The sequence below is a fragment of the Brevibacterium aurantiacum genome (genome assembly GCF_007558825.1).
GTDB classification, from domain to species: domain Bacteria; phylum Actinomycetota; class Actinomycetes; order Actinomycetales; family Brevibacteriaceae; genus Brevibacterium; species Brevibacterium aurantiacum_A.
In genome coordinates this window covers 53,727-73,004 of sequence record NZ_VLTK01000008.1, presented here as the reverse complement: position 1 = coordinate 73,004, position 19,278 = coordinate 53,727, and the positions used below count along the sequence as shown (strand labels likewise).

At 61.4% G+C, this 19,278-nt stretch carries 14 protein-coding genes; 11 read left to right on the top strand and 3 right to left on the bottom strand.

What is annotated here, in order from left to right; all coding sequences use genetic code 11:
• Positions 1 to 163: 163 nt before the first annotated feature.
• Genes FO013_RS14250 through FO013_RS14230 form a run of 5 tightly spaced genes read left to right on the top strand, consistent with a single transcriptional unit; the run spans position 164 to position 8,524 of the window.
• The gene (locus FO013_RS14250; protein WP_143923238.1) at positions 164 to 2,251 is read left to right on the top strand and encodes a hydantoinase/oxoprolinase family protein; all 2,088 of its coding nucleotides are present in this window, start codon (positions 164 to 166) and stop codon (positions 2,249 to 2,251) included.
• Positions 2,248 to 4,431 (top strand): hydantoinase B/oxoprolinase family protein, encoded by a 2,184-nt coding sequence (locus FO013_RS14245; RefSeq protein WP_222103638.1) that lies wholly within the window; start codon positions 2,248 to 2,250, stop codon positions 4,429 to 4,431. The genes FO013_RS14250 and FO013_RS14245 overlap by 4 nt, the downstream gene beginning before the upstream one ends.
• Entirely contained in the window at positions 4,428 to 5,690 is a 1,263-nt protein-coding gene (locus FO013_RS14240; protein WP_143923237.1) for a CaiB/BaiF CoA transferase family protein, read from the top strand. Before FO013_RS14245 ends, FO013_RS14240 begins: the two co-directional genes overlap by 4 nt.
• On the top strand, positions 5,687 to 6,502 hold the full coding sequence (locus FO013_RS14235; RefSeq protein ID WP_143923236.1) for an enoyl-CoA hydratase/isomerase family protein: 816 nt from the start codon (positions 5,687 to 5,689) through the stop codon (positions 6,500 to 6,502). The genes FO013_RS14240 and FO013_RS14235 overlap by 4 nt, the downstream gene beginning before the upstream one ends.
• 54 nt (positions 6,503 to 6,556) lie before the next feature.
• Complete coding sequence (locus FO013_RS14230) at positions 6,557 to 8,524, top strand: helix-turn-helix domain-containing protein (protein WP_186293126.1); 1,968 nt, start codon at positions 6,557 to 6,559, stop codon at positions 8,522 to 8,524.
• 2 nt (positions 8,525 to 8,526) lie between these two features.
• Here the strand turns inward: FO013_RS14230 and FO013_RS14225 are convergent, their stop codons facing one another.
• A complete protein-coding gene (locus FO013_RS14225) occupies positions 8,527 to 9,855 on the bottom strand; it encodes an MFS transporter (protein ID WP_186293125.1) in 1,329 nt (442 codons plus the stop codon).
• Positions 9,856 to 10,041: 186 nt separating this feature from the next.
• On the opposite strand from FO013_RS14225, the gene FO013_RS14220 reads away from it, so the two are divergent.
• Both FO013_RS14220 and FO013_RS14215 read left to right on the top strand, forming a co-directional pair.
• The gene (locus FO013_RS14220; protein WP_143923233.1) at positions 10,042 to 11,319 is read left to right on the top strand and encodes a hydroxymethylglutaryl-CoA reductase, degradative; all 1,278 of its coding nucleotides are present in this window, start codon (positions 10,042 to 10,044) and stop codon (positions 11,317 to 11,319) included.
• The gene (locus tag FO013_RS14215) at positions 11,316 to 12,242 is read left to right on the top strand and encodes a hydroxymethylglutaryl-CoA lyase (protein WP_143923232.1); all 927 of its coding nucleotides are present in this window, start codon (positions 11,316 to 11,318) and stop codon (positions 12,240 to 12,242) included. The genes FO013_RS14220 and FO013_RS14215 overlap by 4 nt, the downstream gene beginning before the upstream one ends.
• A gap of 1 nt (position 12,243) precedes the next feature.
• Here FO013_RS14215 and FO013_RS14210 read toward each other — a convergent pair whose 3' ends face one another.
• Positions 12,244 to 13,584: an aminotransferase class I/II-fold pyridoxal phosphate-dependent enzyme gene (locus FO013_RS14210; RefSeq protein WP_143923231.1), complete on the bottom strand. Its 1,341-nt coding sequence runs from the start codon at positions 13,582 to 13,584 to the stop codon at positions 12,244 to 12,246.
• A gap of 83 nt (positions 13,585 to 13,667) precedes the next feature.
• Between FO013_RS14210 and FO013_RS14205 the strand changes: the two genes are divergently transcribed.
• Genes FO013_RS14205 through FO013_RS14195 form a run of 3 tightly spaced genes read left to right on the top strand, consistent with a single transcriptional unit; the run spans position 13,668 to position 17,598 of the window.
• The gene (locus tag FO013_RS14205) at positions 13,668 to 14,351 is read left to right on the top strand and encodes an FMN-binding negative transcriptional regulator (RefSeq protein WP_143923230.1); all 684 of its coding nucleotides are present in this window, start codon (positions 13,668 to 13,670) and stop codon (positions 14,349 to 14,351) included.
• Positions 14,351 to 15,949: an amidohydrolase gene (locus tag FO013_RS14200; RefSeq protein ID WP_143923229.1), complete on the top strand. Its 1,599-nt coding sequence runs from the start codon at positions 14,351 to 14,353 to the stop codon at positions 15,947 to 15,949. Before FO013_RS14205 ends, FO013_RS14200 begins: the two co-directional genes overlap by 1 nt.
• Complete coding sequence (locus FO013_RS14195; protein ID WP_143923228.1) at positions 15,946 to 17,598, top strand: thiamine pyrophosphate-binding protein; 1,653 nt, start codon at positions 15,946 to 15,948, stop codon at positions 17,596 to 17,598. The genes FO013_RS14200 and FO013_RS14195 overlap by 4 nt, the downstream gene beginning before the upstream one ends.
• A gap of 230 nt (positions 17,599 to 17,828) precedes the next feature.
• On the opposite strand, the gene FO013_RS23280 is transcribed toward FO013_RS14195, so the two are convergent.
• A complete protein-coding gene (locus FO013_RS23280; RefSeq protein ID WP_143923227.1) occupies positions 17,829 to 18,212 on the bottom strand; it encodes a transposase in 384 nt (127 codons plus the stop codon).
• Between the two features lie 460 nt (positions 18,213 to 18,672).
• Here FO013_RS23280 and FO013_RS14185 point away from each other — a divergent pair, with 460 nt between their 5' ends.
• The gene (locus FO013_RS14185; RefSeq protein ID WP_222103637.1) at positions 18,673 to 19,275 is read left to right on the top strand and encodes a TetR/AcrR family transcriptional regulator C-terminal domain-containing protein; all 603 of its coding nucleotides are present in this window, start codon (positions 18,673 to 18,675) and stop codon (positions 19,273 to 19,275) included.
• Positions 19,276 to 19,278 lie beyond the last annotated feature (3 nt).

Genomic DNA, 19,278 nt, shown 5'->3' with positions numbered 1-19,278 from the left:
CGTGCACGGTGCGATAGTGGCGATTCGGCCATAGTTCCGCCTGCAGGTTTGTGCCTTCGTCATATGTTCGCCGCATCGTCCTCGTTCTAGCCTCGAGTGAACAGTTCGGCCGGTGACGGTCTGGTCATTTACAACACGCTCAACGGAGAGGCAGGAGCTCATTATGGCGCTGCATGTGGGAATAGACGTCGGCGGAACATTCACCGACGCCGTGGCAATTGAAGACGGACGAGCTTACACAGCGAAAGCATTCTCCACCAAGGATGTGACGACGGGGATTCTCAGCGCACTTGAGGTGCTTCGCGATCGCTTGGGACGTAATGAAGAGGAGTTCGTGCCGAAGATCGAACGCTTCGTTCTGGGAAACACCATAGTGACGAATGCGGTCGATGAGCAGAAATACGCCCGCGTCTCTCTTCTCACGACAGCAGGATTTCGCGATACTCTGCGGATCGCTCGTTCGGCTCGCACGGATGAACGTGATCCCCATGCCATGGCTCCGCCACCTGATGTCGTCGAACGCAAGAGGATCTTCGAGGTGCCGGAACGGATCGACACGCATGGAAATGTGCTGCTTCAGCTTTCACCTGAAGGCATTGAGAAGGCCGTCGAGGCGGCCATTGCCTCGGACGCCGAATCTATCGCCATCTGTCTTCTGTGGTCATTCAGAAACTCTGCACATGAAGAGGCTCTGGCCGAATACATCGATGAGCACTACCCGGGGGTGCCTTACACGCTTTCAAGCAGATTGACCCCCGTGTACAGAGAATATGAGCGGATGGTCACGACAACGCTGGACGCAGCGGTCAAACCCTTAGTCGTCGAGCACTTTCATGAACTCGACCGGAGGCTCAAAGCGTCTGGGCTGCGTACCCCCATCCAAATCATGCAGGTACACGGCGGGTTTCTCTCGGTCGAAGAGACATCGAAGGCGCCGATCTCGATGTTCAACTCCGGTCCGGTCGGAGGGGTGACCGGGGCGAGAATGCTCGGAGAAGAACTTGGCCGGACCAAGATCCTGACTGCAGACATGGGAGGAACGAGCCTTGACTCGGCCGCAATTGTCGGCGGAGAGTTTCGTGTCCTCCCGCGAGCCGAAGTCGGCGGCATGCCGACAAGTCTGACCGCCGTCGACATCGAGACCATCGGTGCTGGTGGAGGCAGCCTCGCGTGGGTCGATGGTCGGGGACTGATGCGAGTTGGGCCGCACAGCGCCGGCTCGGTTCCCGGCCCTGCATGCTACGGCGAGGGTGGAGAACATCCTGCAGTCACAGATGCGGCATTGACTCTGGGGCTGATCAATCCCGAGTACTACCTCGCGGGAACAGTGCCCCTTTATCCTGAGCGCTCGCGACGCGCCATTGAGAAGCAGGTGGCAGAGCCGCTTGGACTCGATGCAGATGAGGCAGCTCAGGGAATCTACCGTTTGGCGGCTTCGCAGATGTCGAACGCGCTGAGAAAGATCACCGTCAATCGAGGTCACGACCCTCGAGAATTCATATTAGTCGGATTTGGGGGAGCTACTGGGCTCTTCGCAGCCGCTCTCGCACGCGAAGCCGGAGTGTCTGAGATCGTCATCCCCAGGAACGCGGCTGTGTTCTCCGCCTATGGTCTGATGCACGCCGACTCGGTCTATTCCGCCGTACGGACAAGCCCTTGGACCCTAACTTCAACGGCGGACGATCTTGAGAAGGAGTTCGCTCAGCTCGAGACTCGCGCGGAAGAGTGGTTCTCCTCCGAAAAGATTCCCGACTGTCGTCGCGAACTCACACGAGAGGCAGACATGAAGTTCGTGGGACAAATCTTCGAAGTCACGACCACACTGCCTCCGGGGCCGTTCTCCGAAGCTGACAAGGAAGGGCTGCGCACACAGTTCGTGAAGGACTATGAGTCCGAGTTCGGAACCGGAACCGCCTGGACTGAGGCCGAACTGCTGCTGGTCAACTCGCGAGTGAGAGCAGTGGGGTACAGCGAAGTGCAGAGTGCCAGCATGTCAGGCGACGGATCGTCGCACACTGCCTCAGACTTCCGCCGAACGATACTCGAACCACATGGAGATAGGGTCGAGGCTCGCGTCTATCGGGGCTTCAGCACAGAAGGCGCGGTCGATGGCCCCTGCCTTCTGGAAGAGCCGGACACCACCATCTACGTTCCGTCCGGAGCTTCAGTCGAAACCACCTCACAGGGGCATTTCCTCATCAGACTCGACTCGCCGGCCCAATCTGCCCACCTGCAAGGAGATCAGTCATGAACGTGACGACATCTGATACGAGAATCGATCCGATCCGCCTCGAGGTTATCCGCATGCGGCTGGATTCCATCGTCGAAGAGATGGGCATCGCCATGATTCGCTCTTCGGGATCTCCGGTGATCACAGAGGCAGGTGATTTCAACACAGCCCTCTTTGATCCAACTGGTCGCATATACGCCTACTCGGACTTCGTTCAATTCCACATCGGGTCCGGCAGCGTGGCGGTTCAGGAACTCGTTAAGACCATCGGCGACGAACCGGTCTACCCGGGCGACGCTTTCATCAGCAACGACCCGCACACGTCAGGAGCAAGCCACCCACCGGATACGAACATCATCTCGCCGATCTTTGCAGGCGACGAACTGGTCGGTTGGGCACAGTCGCAGGCCCACCTCGTCGACGTCGGCGGAATGACCGCCGGGGGCTTCGCACCTGGGGCCTATGACTGTTACAGCGAAGCACTTCGATTGCCTCCGGGGGTCAAGATCTTCGATCGCGGTGAACCCGTAGAAGCCGTCAGGCGTCTGATACTCAATAATGTTCGGGTCCCAGCACTGTTTTGGAATGATGTGCGGTCACTCATCGCAAGCAATAACACGGGGATACGACGTCTGCTCGCCTCAATCGACGAGTTCGGGATCGACGAGTTCAAAGAGTGCACACGCATGAGTTTCGAGCTGGCGGAAAAGGTGGTGCGATCCCGCATCTCTCGCATTCCGGACGGTGTGTACCAAGCGGAAGAGTGGACGGAGCACAACGGCCACGTCGATGAGCTCTTTCGGGTCGCCTGCACGATGACGAAGACGGCTGATCGAATCGATTTCGACTTTACCGGGTCGAGTCCACAGACCGATGGATTCGTGAACTGCAGCTTCGGTGCTCTTGTCGGAAGTGTTGCCTCGGCGGTGGTGCCTATTCTCGCCTGGGACGTGCCGTTCAACGAGGGCGTGATGACCGCATTCGGAGTGGAGGCGGAAACCGGGTCGATCGTCAAACCGGTTCCGCCTGCGCCGATCAGCAACGGACATCTGACGACGGGTGCTCGGGTCAGCAGAGTCATCACCAAGCTGCTGAGCGAGGCCTGCAGCCGGAGTGCGGATGACGAGATCGTTGGCCGCGCTCAAGGCGTGTGGGCGGATTCCTGGACGGGAGGAATTTCGGCCGGCACGGACGATGACGGAGAGTTCTTCGTTCTGTTCAATATGGACGGCGGAGGAATGGGCTCAGGTGCGCAGCCGATGCGTGACGGTCTCGACTGTGCCGGAATGATGACCCAGGTCAACAATATGCTTCCGGACGTTGAGATGAACGAAATGCTCTACCCCGTCCTCTATCTGTGGAAACAGCTCAATGTGGATAGCGCCGGTCATGGGGCACATCGTGGTGGGCTCGGACTCCAATTCGCGTGGACACTGCATGGGGCACAGGAAGTGACGCAGACAGTCTTTGCCCCGAATTCGGCAGTTGTTGCGGACGGTTTCGCTGGAGGCCTGCCAGGCGGTGGCAGCGGCCATCGAGTCCTGAGGGAAACCGATGTTGCATTCGCACTGCTCAATGGCGTTGTTCCGACACAGGACCGTCTCACCTTCGGCGATAATGAATTGCTGGGTATCAATCAGCAGTCGGTGACGATCCGTAACCAGGATGTGCTGGTGCAATGGATCGCCGGAGGTGGAGGCTTCGGTGATCCCCTATTGCGAGATCCTGAGGCGGTGTTGAGCGATGTCATCAACGGTTATGTCACCGCCACTGTCGCGCGCAAGGTGTATGGCGTCATCCTCCGACCAGACCCATCTGGAGAAGAGAAGGTCGACTCGTCGGCGACTGCTCGGGAGCGCAGGCGAATTCGCAGCGTCCGAGTTTCAGCGTCGGGTGAGGAACCGGGTGTACTGACTACAGACGTTGATTCCCCTGCTCGAGATCTTGCGGCACCGAAGCGTGATGAGGAGGGTTGGTACTGCCCATCTTCCGGCGCGCGTCTCGGCGATGCCGACGATTGGAGAGACGCGGCGGTGCGCGTTCGCACTCCTGCCGCCCAGCGCCTTGGCGAACTCGGCGTCCGTGCCAGAGAACGCTGTTCAAAGAGCGAGCGCATCCTCATCGAAGAACTGTTCAGCCCCGAATGCGGCACACTGCTCTCGGCAAGGGTGCTCGTCGAACCGACAGAGGAGAGAGCATGACAGAAATTGATCGACTCCTGACCGCGCTGCGTCAGGAATCCGCAGCCCCTGGGGCGCTCAACGGAGTTGTGGTGCTCGACATCACTCGAGTTGTTGCCGGCCCTTACTGCTCGGAGGTACTGGCCGATCTGGGTGCGACAGTCATCAAGATCGAACATCCGGATGACCCTGACTACACCCGGGGCTTCCCCCCTGAGCTGCGGACCGGGGACGCCCGCGAGCCGGTGAGCGGCTTCTTCGCGCAGTACAACAGAAACAAGCTGGGTCTCACTCTCAACCTTCGCCATGAGGAGGGCAAGGAGGCGCTGCGCAGACTTGCCGAACGGGCAGACGTGTTGGTCGAGAACTTCCGCGCAGGCACGATGGACAAACTGGGCCTCGGTTGGGACAATCTGCGCACCGTCAATCCGAAGCTCATCTACACAGCGCTGTCCGGCTATGGGCAGACAGGCCCCTATCGACGCAAACCCGCTTACGACAACAGCGCGCAGGCAACAGGCGGGCTGTGGTCGATGAACGGCGAGAAGGGCGGACCGCCGACTCGCGTCGGAACGATCATCGGGGATCTCTCGGCAAGCCTCTATGGGGTGATCGGGACGCTTGCCGCTCTTCGGCACGCTGAAGCGACTGGAGAAGGTCAGCTCGTCGACATCTCTCAGCAGGATTCAGTCCTCAGTCTCACCGAGAATGCGGTAGTCGCCTATGACGTCGAGGGCACGGTCCCACAGCCGCTTGGCAACCAGCATCCCTTTGTTCGGCCCTACGAGCTCTTTCCGTGCAAGGACGGATACGTGTTCTTCGGCGGATACACCGACAAATTCTGGCGTCTGAGCTGCGAAACCTTCGGAACAGCCGATCAGGCAGATGATCCCGAGCTTGCAACCATGGCCGCACGGTTCGACGACGAGGTCTACGAGCGCAAGGTGCGTCCGCTGATCATCCATTGGTTCGCCGACAGGACGAAGACGGAGCTCAAAGAGCTCGCCGGGGATTCCCTTCCGCTCAGCGCGGTCAAGGACATCGCCGAGGTTGTCGACGATCCGCAGATCGCCGCTCGAGACATGGTCGTCGAAGTCGACTATCCCGACCACGGTCCGCTGCGAATGTTCGGTTCGCCGATCAAACTCAGCCGCACACCGCCGCTGACTCGGGCGTTGGCCCCATCCACGGGAGAGCACACCGATGCTGTCCTTCGAGAGCTGGCGGGATATGACGATGCAGGCATCGCGGCAATGCGAGCCGAGGGCACTGTCCGATGAGCGGGATCACTCTCGAGTGCTGCGACGGCGTGGGAGTCATCACGATCGACCGCCCGGAAAAGCTCAACGCGCTCACGCTGGCCATGTATGACGAGTTGTCCAATGCCTTTGACGAGGTACGCGACGATCCCGCGATCGGAGTCGTCATCCTCACGGGCGCCGGGGATCGGGCGTTCTGCGTGGGTGCCGACCTGAAGGAATCGATTCCTGCTCTGGCCGAGGAACGCTTCGACATCTCCGAGTGGGACGGCGCCCACCAGAAGCACTCGCGCCTGTTCAAGCCGGTCATCGCGGCGGTGAACGGGCTCTGCCTGGGCGGCGGCTTTGAGATCATGCTCTCTACGGATCTTCGGATTGCTGCAGATACCGCACGCTTCGGGCTGCCGGAGGCGGGAGTGGGGGTCGTTCCTGCAGGAGGAACTCTGGCCCGCCTCACCCGGCAGATTCCCTATCCTTGGGCGATGGAGCTGCTGCTCACAGGGCAGCCAGTTGATGCAGCGACCGCTGAACGTCGAGGCCTCGTCAACAGAGTGGTACCGGCAGGCGACCTCCTTGACGAGGCGTTCGCACTTGCACACCGGCTGCTCGAATGCAGTGGGACCTCGCTCTCCGTCATCAAATCTGCGACTGCCCAATTGTCCGAGATGCCGTTGAATGCCGCTTTTCACGCCGAAGCCCTCTACGGGCAGCAAGCGTTCGCGAGTCCAGATGCGAAGGAGGGACTGGCAGCCTTCTCCGAGGGGCGAACTCCTCAGTTCCCCAGCAGGACAGAGGCAACGAAGCAACCGCCGGAGGGGCATGAGAGGGGCTGACCTGCAGGGGCTGCGGCGACGATGATGTCGGTGCACGAGAACTATGATGAGCTTATGGAGCAACTGAGTTCGCATGACGGGCATTCTGAGGTCGATCGACTCTCGACTGACACCGTTGTCGAGCTCCTCAAAGCTGCGAATTCCGAGCAGCAGGATACCCTCAGAAGCCTCGACGATCGAGTCCGGTCCGAAGGGATCAGCCCCGAGAGATCGAGACAGGTCACCGATGCAGTCGGGCAACTGCAGAGCACCAGATCCCACCTTCGTCGACGCTCGCAGGAATTGACCGGGCTGCTGGCAACGGCGCGTGAACTCGTCCAGCTCCACGACGTCGGCACAGTGCTCAGCAGGCTGGTGCAGAGAGCCCATGAGCTCATCGGCACCGATGTCACCTATCTCGCCGAGACGGAAGCCGGTGCAGACGGCATGCGAGTCAGACATTCCGTCGGCACAGTCACCGAGATCTTCAGGGACCTCTTCGTTCCAGCCGGTAAAGGACTGGCGAACAAGGTTGTGGAAGCGCGGGCCCCGGTGTGGGTCGCACGATACGACGACATGGTCGCGGCCCCGAGGGACCCGAGCATCGATGCGGCGGTTGAGGCAGAAGGCCTGGTCTCATTCCTCGGGGTTCCGATGATGGTCGGTGACGAGATCATCGGTGCACTGTTCGCCTGCAATCGCTTCGACCACGAATACACCCCTGAGCAGATCGCTCTCCTGTCGGCCTTTGCCGATCATGCGGCTCTGGCACTCAATTCTGCGCGTCTCCTTGGCAACAGCGAACTCGCGGCACAGCGAGCAGAGGAGGCCTATCGTGAACTTGCCGATCACGTTGCCGATATGGAACGCGCGAATCGAGTTCACGAGACCCTCACGGCAGCTGTCGTAGCGGGTGGCTCGATTGGGGAGATCACCGCCACCCTCGCCCAGGCGCTGAACCGACCGGTCATCGCGGTTGATGCCCGCCTGCGGAGAGTGTCGTCGTCGCCGAGCGACTGCGAGTCTGCTCCTCCACCACGTCTCCTTGCCTCTGCCGTCGCTGAGAGTCGCGACAGCGGTCGGTGCACCGCGGTCAAAGCCGGAGGCACAAAGTGGATCGTCGTCGCAATCGTTGGTGCCGATTCCGTAACCGGCGCGATCGTAGTGCCTGTGGCTTCCGGACAGCGACGGGACGTCGAGGGCAGACTGCTCGAACGCGCGGCGCATGTGGCCGCTCTGCTGTCGTTGAAACAGGAGGCGGTCGACAGCGCCCGTGCGAGCCGGCGGTCTCGTATCCTCAACGACATCCTTGACGGCACCGAACTTGCTCGGGCCGACCCTGCCGACGAACTCAAGTCGCTCGCAGGTCCCCTCCAGTCGGCGGCGGCCCTGTGGTCGCCCGGCGGCGAGCTCAGTCGCCGATCTCGACGCCTCGTTCAGCTCATCGGAGATTCCGCCCTGTTCGCGATGCGCGGCGAGCACCTGATAGTTCTGTGGGCAGCGGGGGATGGAGGGAAGCGCACAGAGGCCCTGCGCGAGCACCTCGAAGCTGAGAACCGCAACCGCACGACCGCCGTTCACTCCGAAGTGACTTCTTCGGGCATCCTCAAAGCCGTCGAGAGGGTCACGGGATGCCTGGAGCTCCTTCCCTCCTTTGGCATCGAGGGAGTGAGCGTGCCTGCCGTCTCCTTCGCTCCGTATCAGGCCTTGGTGTCATCCGACCCCGGTTCAGCTGAGCAATTCATCGCCGAGATGCTCGGACCGATCATCGCCTGGGATGAACGCAGGGGAACAGAGCTCTTCGGCACCCTGAGCGCGTACTTCGACACCGGAGAGAGCGGCAGCGGATCGGCACGAGAACTCCACGTCCACAAAAACACCATCCAACAGCGACTGGAACGGATCGGCGAACTCACCGGCGGTGCCTTCGCCGATCCCGAGTATCGTTTTCGGATGCATGCGGCGGTACGACTGCGCAGGCTCAGAAGCGAACTCATCGAGTCTGCGCATAATCATCTGTCGGGTCCGGCAACCGCGATTTGATCTCAGCGTCGGCGAAGCAGTGCCGAGGCTGCCAACGAGATCGCACCGGCGACGATCATATAGACGCTGATCGCCCACGATCCGCCGAACGTCGACAGCAGCTCAAGATAAATGATGGGGACGAAGGCAGAACCGAGAATGGTCCCGAGTCCCAGGGCAAGAGAGATACCCGTGTATCGGACTCGAGCGTCGAAGGCGTCCGCATAGAGGACTCCGAGGGTGCCATAGGCGGCACAGAACGCAATTGTGGCGAGAAGATAGCCGAGGAAGGCCAGCCCGGCATTGCCGGTGTCGATGAGCCAGAACGACGGGAGCGCGGTGACGGCAATGGCCGCAGATCCGACTCCGAAGATCCTCCGGGCACCGTATGCGTCTGCCAACCGTCCGGCGATCGGCAGCCCGACGATAGAGAGCAGCGAGCAGACCGTTGCCATCATGAGCATCAGACCTCGATCGAAGCCGATGTGCTCGGTCCCATACGTGAGGCTGAAGGTGAAGAGCATATAGAAGACCGCGCCGATGCCCGCGAAGCTCAGTGCGGCAAGAATGATCTCACGCCAATGTGTTCTCAGCGCATCCACGATCGGCATGCGTGAGCTGCGTCCTTCTGCTTGCAGAGCCTGGAACTCCGGAGTCTCGGAGATCCGCATCCTGATGAGCAGTCCGACGATGACCAGTGCGGCGCTGGCGAGGAAGGGCACGCGCCAGCCCCACGACGCGAATGCCGCGTCAGGAAGCTGGTTGAGGTCGAGGTAGATCAACGTCGCCAGAGTCAGACCGAGTGCGAGGCCGATCTGAGGCACGCTCCCATACAGTCCTCTGCGACTGGCCGGTGCGTGCTCGACGACGATGAGGACGGCCCCGCCCCATTCGCCGCCCAGAGCGAAGCCCTGGACGAAGCGCAAGGACATGAGCAACAGTGGTGCCGCAACTCCGATCTGCGAGTAAGTCGGGAGAAGTCCGATGGCGAACGTCGCACCTCCCATGAGCATGAGCGAGAGGACGAGCATGGTCTTGCGACCGATGCGGTCTCCGAAATGCCCGAAGACGATCGATCCGAGTGGGCGTCCGAAGTAACCGACTGCGATACCGCCGAAGGCGAGTATCATACCGACGATGGGGTCGTATTCGGGGAAGAACAGCGAATTGATGATGAGTGCCGCGGCAGTCGAATAGGCGAAGAAGTCAAACCATTCGACGGTCGTTCCCATCAGGCTCGAGAAGGCGATGGTCCGCATGCTCGGTCCAGGTGTGTCTCTCCCACCGTCGTTCACCGAGGCGGGTTGTGGTCCGGATATCTCTGGAGGCGCGTCGGAATTGGGCGTGGACATTGTTCTCCTCATCGAGAGCAGTGGACATGACAGCCACATCGTGTCCCATGCGCGCTGAAACCGGTATGGGTGGCCGCCCATGATGAGGAGAGCACGCATGGACTTTCGGCCATACCGCGGCACTGGGTATGGCATTTACAGTGACCACGTCAGACAATCGATGAGAACCATCAGTGGAGGAACAGCGTGAGCAGTGACGCGGCGCGAAGCAGCAGGATTTCGGGATTCCGAAAGTACTCAGTCAGCCTGAGACGGGCCGAAGTAGCCGAGGTCTCGGGCCTTTCAGAGTCTCGTTTCGAGACGTGGAACCCTGAGTCGGGCTTGCTGCTCGACCAGGCCGACCGGATGATCGAGAACGTTGTGGGTGTGCTCGGCACACCGATCGGGATCGCGACGAACTTCCTCGTCGATGGAAGAGATGTGCTCGTTCCGATGGCGACAGAGGAACCTTCTGTCGTTGCGGCGGCGAGCAATCTCGCGAGGATGACACGTGCGACCGGCGGATTCACCACGTCGCAGACAGATCCCCTGATGCAGGCGCAGATTCAACTCCTCGACATCACTGACCCCGAAGCCGCTCGTCTGCGGCTGCTCGAATCGACGGAAGAGATCAGCGCCCTCGCCGACAGCCAGGATCCCCGGCTCGTCGAGGTCGGCGGCGGCGTTCGTGACATCATCGTTCGCCTCGTGCCGAGCAGGCGAGGGACGTATGTCGTCGTTCACCTCGTCGTTGACGTGCGCGACGCCATGGGCGCCAATGCTGTGAACACGATGGCAGAGGCCGTGGCGCCGAGGCTGGGAGAGATTGCCGGTGGGCGTCCGCTGCTGCGTATTCTCACGAATAAGGCCGACCGGCGTCTCACCCGGGTGCGTGGTGTCTTCGACGCAGAACTCCTCGGCGGTGCCGATGTCGTCGAAGATATGCTCGACGCGGCCGAGCTTGCGGTCGCTGACCCCTATCGGGCCGCGACCCACAACAAGGGAATCATGAACGGGATCACCGCGGTGGTGTCGGCAACCGGAAACGACACGCGAGCAGTCGAGGCCGGAGCCCACTCGCATGCGGCGGCGCAGGGCCTCTACTCTGCGATGTCGCGCTACGAAGTCGACCGTGAGGGCAACCTCGTCGGCACGATGGAGCTCCCAATGCCGGTTGGGCTCGTGGGTGGAGCAACAAGTGTCCACCCGGCCGCGAAGACAGCAGTGTCGGTGCTTGGCGTAGCGACGGCGGCCGAGCTCGCCTCCGTGATCATGGCGGTCGGACTGGCGCAGAACGCTGCCGCATTGAGGGCACTCGCGACTGAGGGGATCCAACGCGGCCATATGTCCCTGCACGCTCGCAATGTTGCCGTCACCGCAGGTGCGCAGCCGCACGAGGTCGACCAGATCGTCGAACGGTTGGTCTCCGACGGCGCGGTCCGCGTCGAACATGCCGTTGAGCTGCTCAATGAGCTGCGGGCATGACACCGGCATTCCCTGATCCTCACCCCACAACGTCGACCATCGCCGAGGTGGCGATCTGCGAGGTGGGACCGCGTGATGGGCTGCAGGTCGAAGATCAGATCATCGCAACCGAGGACAAGATCACGTTCATCGAGCGTCTTGCGAATGCCGGACTCGACACTGTTGAGGCGACGAGCTTCGTGTCCCCGAAATGGGTTCCGCAACTGGCGGATTCCGCCGAGGTGTTCGCCGGGGTTCGTCACCTGAAGAGGGTTCATCTGCCCGTCCTCGTTCCGAACGAGCGCGGCCTCGACCGTGCGCTGGCCGCGGGCGTCGAATCCATCGCAGTCTTCGTCAGCGCAACGGAGAGCTTCGCCCGAAACAACCTCAACACCGGATGGCAGGAGGCTCTGGCTGCCGCCGAGAGGGTGACTTCCGTGGCGCAGACCTCAGGGCTGCACGTCCGTGGATATGTTTCGATGTGCTTCGGTGATCCGTGGGAAGGGCGGGTACCGATCGACGATGTCCTCAGTGTCGCTCGTCGTCTTTTCGCAGCAGGGTGCAGTGAAGTCAGCCTCGGCGACACGATCGGGGTCGCCAGCGCAGGGCACGTTCGTGAACTCCTCGGCAGGTTCACCGCAGAGGAGCGGACGCGCCTCGCGCTGCATGCTCATGATACTTACGGGCAGGCCCTTGCCAACGTCCTAGCTGGCCTTGACAGCGGGATCCGCATCTTCGACTCCGCTGCCGGCGGTCTTGGCGGATGCCCGTTCGCCGGCAGCGCGACGGGCAATCTCGCGACCGAAGATCTGGTCTGGATGCTCGAGGGCATGGGCATCCGCACAGGGGTGGAACTGCCGTCCCTGGTCGAGGCGAGCAGTTGGATGGCAGATCTTCTCGGCCGAGCTTCTCCATCATCCGTTGTGCGTGCATTGTCGGCGTGAGTCAGTACCTCGAGCTGCGGCCGCTGTGCATGATCTCGACCAGGGTGTCGGCAAACCGTTCGAGGTCATGTGGAGATATCTGAGAGACGCTGACGCGGAGGAATGGAGGAGACTCAAGACGGAAGGGTGCGCCGGACCGCACGCTCCATCCTGCCACCAGCAGGTGAGAGCTGATTGCGGTTTCGTCGTCGACGGAGATGAGGACGTTCATTCCGCTCGTCCCATGAGCCTCGATGCCGTGAGCTGCCAGGGCGCCTATGAGCTGATCGCGTCGAGCCGTGTACTCGCTCTCGGCCTCTCGCATCCGCTCGGCGACTGCGTCATCGTTCAGTGCTCGGGCTACCAGTCGCTGCAGGAAGTGGCTCACCCAGCCGGGACCGACGATGAAACGGCCCTGGACCTGTTCCGCCGTCTGGGGATCACTGGCGGTCACGGCGAGCCTGAGGTCCGGTCCGAGGGCTTTGTTGACGGACCGAGTGATGGACCATCGGTCGCGACCGGTCGTGACTGTCTGCATGGGGCTTCCGGCAACGAGACTGGCGTGATCGTCTTCAATGATGAACAGCGAGGGATCATTGTCCAGCACGGCACGCAGTGCGGCTGCGCGATCGGGATCCATAGCCGAGCCGTACGGATTCTGCGCACGCGGAGTGAGGATCACCGCGGAGCACTTGCGAGCTTTGAGTGCTTTTTCGAGCGCTTCCGGCTTCATGCCATGGTCGTCGATCGTCACCGGGACCGTTTCGAGGCCGAGGACGCGTACGAGCGAGAGCATCGAGCTCCACAGAGGGTCCTCCACGGCAACCGCATCACCTGGGTGGGTGATGGCAGAGAGGATTCTCTCTATCGCATCGAGCGAGCCGTTGGTCGGAGTGAGTTCGCCCGTGATTCCGTCGACGAGGAATGCCTCGCTCATCGCTCGGTGAAGTGCGGGATCCCAGATGTCTGTGCTGTAGGCGGTGGGCTGCCAGAGGTCGTCGCTGAGCAGTCTGCCCAGATCGGGCAGAAGAGTCGGATCGGGGGAAGCCGAAGAGACGTCCTTGGTACCGGGTGGAAGCGGCATCGACCGGGTGACCGGCAGTGCTGGTTTCGAGGTGACTCTCGCGCGGCGACGCTGAGCCGTGGTGATGACATTGCGGCGGCGAAGGATGGCAAACGCCGAGCTGACCGTGGCAGGACTGACGCCGCTGGTCGTGGCGAGACGCCGGATGGAAGGAAGTGCGGTCCCAGGTTGGAGCTCACCTGAGCTCACTGCCGAGGCGACGGCGTTGGCGATGTCGCGGGCAGTCTTTGAGCGGCGTAACTCATCATCCAGCACGCTTTCGAATCTATCAGACTGCATGAGCTTCCTAGACAACGAAGGGACGGTATGCAAAAGTGGACACGATTAGTTATAACACAGATTCTAACTGTACTAGGACAAATATGTGGATCAACCCTTTGTTCGAAGTCGATGCACTCGACGAGCTCGATCAACTCCTTGCGGAGAACTCGTTGGCGACCTTGGTCGTCGAGAATCCGCTGCGAGCTGCCCACGTACCGATACTCCTTGAAGACTCTGTGGATGGGATTCTGCTCAGTGGGCACATCACTCGATCTGACCCTGTGGAGCAGAGCCTTCGAGAAGGGGGTGAGGCGTTGGCGATCGTCCACGGCCCTCGGGCCTACGTGAGTGCCGGTTGGTACGACGATCCTGGACTGCCGACCTACAACTTCTCCGTCGTGCATTTGGCCGGCACTACGACAATGATGGACGAAGACGCACTGCGCGAACATCTCATCGACCTGGTCAGGCGGGAGGAAATTCAGAAGGACCCGAAATCCGAGGTTCCATGGGAGATGGACGAGACTGCGCGACAGCGCCTGGAGAAGCTGCTGCCATTGGTCAGCGGGTTCTGGATCCGGGTGGAGAAGGCTCAGGCGAAGGCGAAGATGGGGCAGAACCGCAGCGCAGACGATCGCGATCGCACCCGAGCTCACCTCGACGGTGCGGCAGGGCTGGAGCCGCGTGAAGTTTCGGCCAGAATGGGCGCGATGGACGATGGTACCGGCGGGCGACGTGGTGCCTCTCCGACGGTTGCGGCGACCGAGCGTCAGAAGGAGCAGTGATGGAACTCGATCTCAGAATTTCGGCCGATGTGATCCATACGATGGATCCGGGACGGCCCAACGCACGCAAGGTCGGCATCTGGCGCAACCGGATCGTCGGCGTCGATGAGCAGATCGAGGGATTGTCTGCACGGCGCGAAATCGCACATTCCGGCGCAATCCTTCCCGGGTTCATCGATGCCCACACCCACCTCCAGCTCACTGGGCAGACCCTCAACGCCCTCGACATCTCCGGAATTGACTCCGTCGACGGGGTGATCAAGCTGATCGCCGATTACGCCGCCGGCCTGTCCACTGGAACGTGGGTTGAGATATCTGGATATGACCAGCGGGCGTTCGGTCGAGACCTCACGGCAGATGATCTCGATGCGGCCGTTGGCGAGCGGAAGGCCTGGGCCCGGCACACCTCGAGTCATTCGTCAGTCATCTCGTCGGCTGTCATTCGCGACATAGAGGATCCGAATCTGCGGCAACATGCCATTGACGCTCGAGGCGTTCTCCACGAGGAAGAACAGGCAGTGGTGCAGCAGCAGCGACTGCCCTATCCGATCGAGGAGGTCAAGGGCGCAGTGGCCACAGCGGCCGGGCTGGCCGCACAGGATGGTGTCACGATGAGCATCGAGGCGGGGGCCGGCGGGAGCATCGGCAGTCTCAACCCGCTGGACCTCATCGGCTTCCAAGAGCTCATCGACGAGGGGCGAATGCCGATGCGCATCCAGATGATGCCCAGTCACGATGCCCTGCATGCGGTGACAGGCGGCATGGATGCGTTCTCGCGGGGGCTCGACCTCGGGCTTCGCACCGGCATAGGTTCTGACATGCTCAGCATCGGTCCCATGAAGTTCGTGCTCGACGGTGGAATGGCGGTGAGGACGGCACTGCTGACCGAGCCGTACATCGGAACCGACAGCTGCGGGATGCTGCGAGACGACCTCAGTGTCTTCCGCAGGAATATGATTGATGCCATCGCCGGGGGGTGGACGCTTGCTGTGCACGCGATCGGCGATGCCGCACTCGACATCGCGTTCGACATATTCGACGAATCGTTCCGCCTCACTCCTGACCACGTCGGTGGACACCGGATCGAACATGGCGGGCTTATTCGCGACGATCAGATTCCGCGCCTGGCCGCCCTCGGCCTCAGTGTCGTCGGTCAGTCCGGCTTCCTCTGGGTCTCCGGTGATGATTACGCCGAACAGCTGGGACAGGACCGAGTCTCCGGGCTCTACCGTGGTCAATCGCTCGTCGATGCGGGCGTGCCCCTGATCGGCAGTACGGATCGTCCACTTCCCGGCAGTCCGTTGCAGGGGATACGCACCTCTGTCGAGAGGCGGACCGATCAAGGCACGTTGCTCGCTCCAGCGGAACGGATCTCAGTCTATGACGCGGTCGCCGGGTGGACGACGTCAGCCGCAGCTGCGGCGGGGATGGGTGACCGCCTCGGCGCGATCCGCGAGGGGTACCTAGCCGATCTTGTTTTGCTCAGCGCCGACCCACACGCGGTCCCTGTCAGCGAGATCACTGACATCTCGATCGTCGACACAATGGTTGACGGACAACTGATCAGGGACGCCGACGGACTCGAGGATCGATCATGAAGCTGCACGAAGCGATTGCGAAATTCTTAGCAGACGAGCGCGGCACTCAGCCAGTGTTCGGACTCATGGGAGATGCCAATTTGGCATTCCTCGGAGACTACATCGAACGCGAGGGAGGCACCTACGTTCCAGCCGTCGGCGAGAACGGCGCTGTCCTCATGGCATACGGCTATGCACGGGCCAGCCGCGGCTTGGGCGTCGCCACTGTCACGCACGGTCCCGCGTTGACGAACACCCTGACGGGTTTGACGGAGGCGGTACGGGCGCAGGCTCCACTGGTTCTCCTCACGGGTGACACTCCTGATGTGCACGAGTTCTTCCAGCACACCGATATCCCGGGATTCGCTCAGCATGCGGGGGCGCAGTTCGAGCGAGTCAGATCCGCGGGTACAGCTCTGTCGACATTGGCCAAGGCGTTCACCAGGGCGCGGTTCGAATCGCGACCGGTTGTCGTCGACATTCCGCTCCCCTTAATGTCGGCAGACGTTGACTACGCGGTACCGACCTGGCCGTCGTTTGCGCCTCAGCGAATTCGCCCTGATTCGGACTGTGTCGAAAGCGCAGCGGCGATGCTGCTGGCGGCGAAGCGCCCGCTTGTCGTCGCTGGGCTCGGCGCCGTCAGGTCAGGTGCGGGGGACGCCGTTCTTGAACTGGCCAGGCTCATCGACGCCCCTGTGATGACCAGCCTGCTCGGGCGCGAGCTGTTCTCCGGGCAGCCTGAGAATCTCGGGATCTTCGGAACACTTTCGAGCAGGCTCGGCTCCGACCACATTGGGCAGTCCGACGTTGTACTTGTGCTGGGAGCATCGCTCAACAACTGGCAGACGGACAGTTATCGACTCCTGGCTGACAAGCGCGTGATTCAGGTCGACTCCGATCCGGAGGCGCTGGCGAGATATGGTCCGATCTCACTCGGAGCGGTCGCGGATGCCGGTGCTGCTGCAGAGGATCTGCTGGAGATCCTCCGTGACGTGGGGCAGGAGCCGAGTGGGTCTCGTCGTTTGGCCGAGATCGCGGAGGCCAATGCAGGAGAGAATCGCGAACATTTCACCTCGACTACCGGCGGCGGTTACGTCGACGCGCGCGAGTCAGTCGTCGAAATAGACAGGGTGCTGCCACCGGGAACTCGCCAACTGACCGATGTCGGCCGATTCACGGTGTCCGTGTGGCCACACATCACGCCGGCTCCTGGCACCATGGACTATCCGGGATACTTCGGCTCGATTGGGCTGGGTATCGGTGCAGGGGTCGGAGTCGCGTCAGTCGACCAGGCACTGCCGACAGTTGTCTGGGTCGGCGACGGCGGTGCGATGCAGGGCCTCGTGGAGATCACTACTGCCGTCCGGCAGTCGCTGCCGCTGATCATCGTCGTCATTAATGACGGCGGCTACGGTGCCGAATACCTCAAACTCATCGATGTCGGAGCGAAACCCGAAAACGCGTTCATGGCATGGCCTTCGATCTCACGAGCGGCCGAAGGCTTGGGTGCTGAGGGTATTCGGGTGACTGATCGGGAACAACTCACTGCTGCTGTCGCGCGCATAGAAGAATACAGTGCAGAAGCGGCAGGCGACGGCGTGACCTGCCCTCTCGTCATCGAAGTCATCGCCGATCCGCACCAAATGGCGAATGAAGCCTCGGTGGGGTGATATTGCACGGTCCCTGGCTACACTGATCGCATGAGCGCAACGAATCGGATCGACACCGACGAATACCCTCTCGACCACCAGCCGATCGATGGCGGGCAACGGGGAAGGGTAGCCCTGCCGAGGCGGCCCCGATAAGTGAGTTGGCCCCCGAAAGCTGGATTAGTTAAATTCTAGCTGTGTTCTCGGTTAAGGACACGATTTCGACTCTCCATCGGAGTTATGCCCTTCAGCTATTCCGGGGTCCAGCACATGTATAAATCGAACCACGCAATGAAATGGTCGACGCTGGCGAAATACTCGCCGGGATACATCTCAGCCTTAAGGTTCACGTAGGCGATAGTCGACTCATGAAAACGCATTCTTACTATCACTGTCCGATAGATCGCGGCATTCAATTGTCGATGCCTACCATGGTTGATACGGTATTTTCCACTCGTCATCTTCGACCCTGCCGGTGCCGGACTGATGCCAGCGAGCTTCGCGAACGCAGCTAACGACCGAGCTCGCTCGGGATTGGCGACTGCGACGATAGGGATCTCTGCAGCAGTTTCGACTCCAATCCTGAACTGCTCGAGCAATCTCGGGGCACTAGCAGTGACGAGTTCGCTGATCATCCCAGCCAGCTCGGGGCGGGAGGTCCTAGAACACGGCGAGCGCGTCGTCCTTTCCCAGTACGCGGAACTACATCGCGGACTGGTGCGGGGCAGTCGTGTGGACTGGGCGCGCGAGCTCCTTACCTTTCAGCAGGGCGAGAAACCGGGCCATCTGGGGGCGTCCGGCGATATCCGGGACGACAGGATGCGCGCGAGCTCGTCCCGGTCACCTCGATCATGTCGTGCCTCTCGTCTTCCTGGCGGCCACGGTCGGCGCCGCCGAGCAGCGTGTCGGCGAACAGGGGACTCGACGCGGGAAATGTTCAGGAGAACTTGACCCGCAAGGTTAGGGGTGGGTGCGCATACCGTCTGCATGCGAACGGCGCGACGAATTTCAAACTTGGTCGCTGACCAAGAATATGATTGGTTGGCAACTAATGTAAATGTTGGCGTCGCAGTCGTTGCCGGACAAGGAGGAGCAGTGGCCAAGCGGAGGAACCGGGCGGACGTGCTTCGGGTGGCCTTTGAGCTGCTTGAGGAGGGCGGCTTAGGGATGGTGACACTGAACGGCATCGCGCGGCGACTTGGAGCGCATCTGAACTCCGTCTCATTCCAGGTCAAGACGAAAAGGCGGCTACTGGACCTGATGGCCGCGGAAGTGCTTGGCCACTTGAGCCTCGATGATCTTCCGACAGACCCTATTGAACGGATCGAGGCGCTGCTCGAACGTTATCGCACCGTGTTGCTGGCCCATCGTGACGGCGCACGTCTAGTTGCCGGAACCGAGGCGGTCGAGCGCAACACGCTACGAGTGGCCGACGCATCCATCACTGCTCTTCTAGAGGCCGGCGCGGATCCACTCCGTGCGGTACGAACCTTCTGGTCGTTGCACTTCTTCCTCCTGGGCCTGGTGCAGGAGGAGCAGGAGAGATCTCCCATCACTTCAGACAGCTTCGCCCGACGTGTCGACGATCAGGAGTACCCGGCTCTCGCGACGGTCGGGCGGCAACTCATCGACGACCCTTTCGACGAGCGGTTCGCCCACGGACTCCGTTCTCTTCTGTCTTCTATCGCTGAGCAGTAGCGC

Coding starts and splice junctions, on each gene's coding strand:
- FO013_RS14250 (WP_143923238.1), top strand. CDS start 164: ATGGCGCTGCATGTGGGAATAGACGTCGGCGGAACATTCACCGACGCC.
- FO013_RS14245 (WP_222103638.1), top strand. CDS start 2,248: ATGAACGTGACGACATCTGATACGAGAATCGATCCGATCCGCCTCGAG.
- FO013_RS14240 (WP_143923237.1), top strand. CDS start 4,428: ATGACAGAAATTGATCGACTCCTGACCGCGCTGCGTCAGGAATCCGCA.
- FO013_RS14235 (WP_143923236.1), top strand. CDS start 5,687: ATGAGCGGGATCACTCTCGAGTGCTGCGACGGCGTGGGAGTCATCACG.
- FO013_RS14230 (WP_186293126.1), top strand. CDS start 6,557: ATGGAGCAACTGAGTTCGCATGACGGGCATTCTGAGGTCGATCGACTC.
- FO013_RS14225 (WP_186293125.1), bottom strand. CDS start 9,855: ATGTCCACGCCCAATTCCGACGCGCCTCCAGAGATATCCGGACCACAA.
- FO013_RS14215 (WP_143923232.1), top strand. CDS start 11,316: ATGACACCGGCATTCCCTGATCCTCACCCCACAACGTCGACCATCGCC.
- FO013_RS14210 (WP_143923231.1), bottom strand. CDS start 13,584: ATGCAGTCTGATAGATTCGAAAGCGTGCTGGATGATGAGTTACGCCGC.
- FO013_RS14205 (WP_143923230.1), top strand. CDS start 13,668: ATGTGGATCAACCCTTTGTTCGAAGTCGATGCACTCGACGAGCTCGAT.
- FO013_RS14200 (WP_143923229.1), top strand. CDS start 14,351: ATGGAACTCGATCTCAGAATTTCGGCCGATGTGATCCATACGATGGAT.
- FO013_RS14195 (WP_143923228.1), top strand. CDS start 15,946: ATGAAGCTGCACGAAGCGATTGCGAAATTCTTAGCAGACGAGCGCGGC.
- FO013_RS23280 (WP_143923227.1), bottom strand. CDS start 18,212: ATGATCAGCGAACTCGTCACTGCTAGTGCCCCGAGATTGCTCGAGCAG.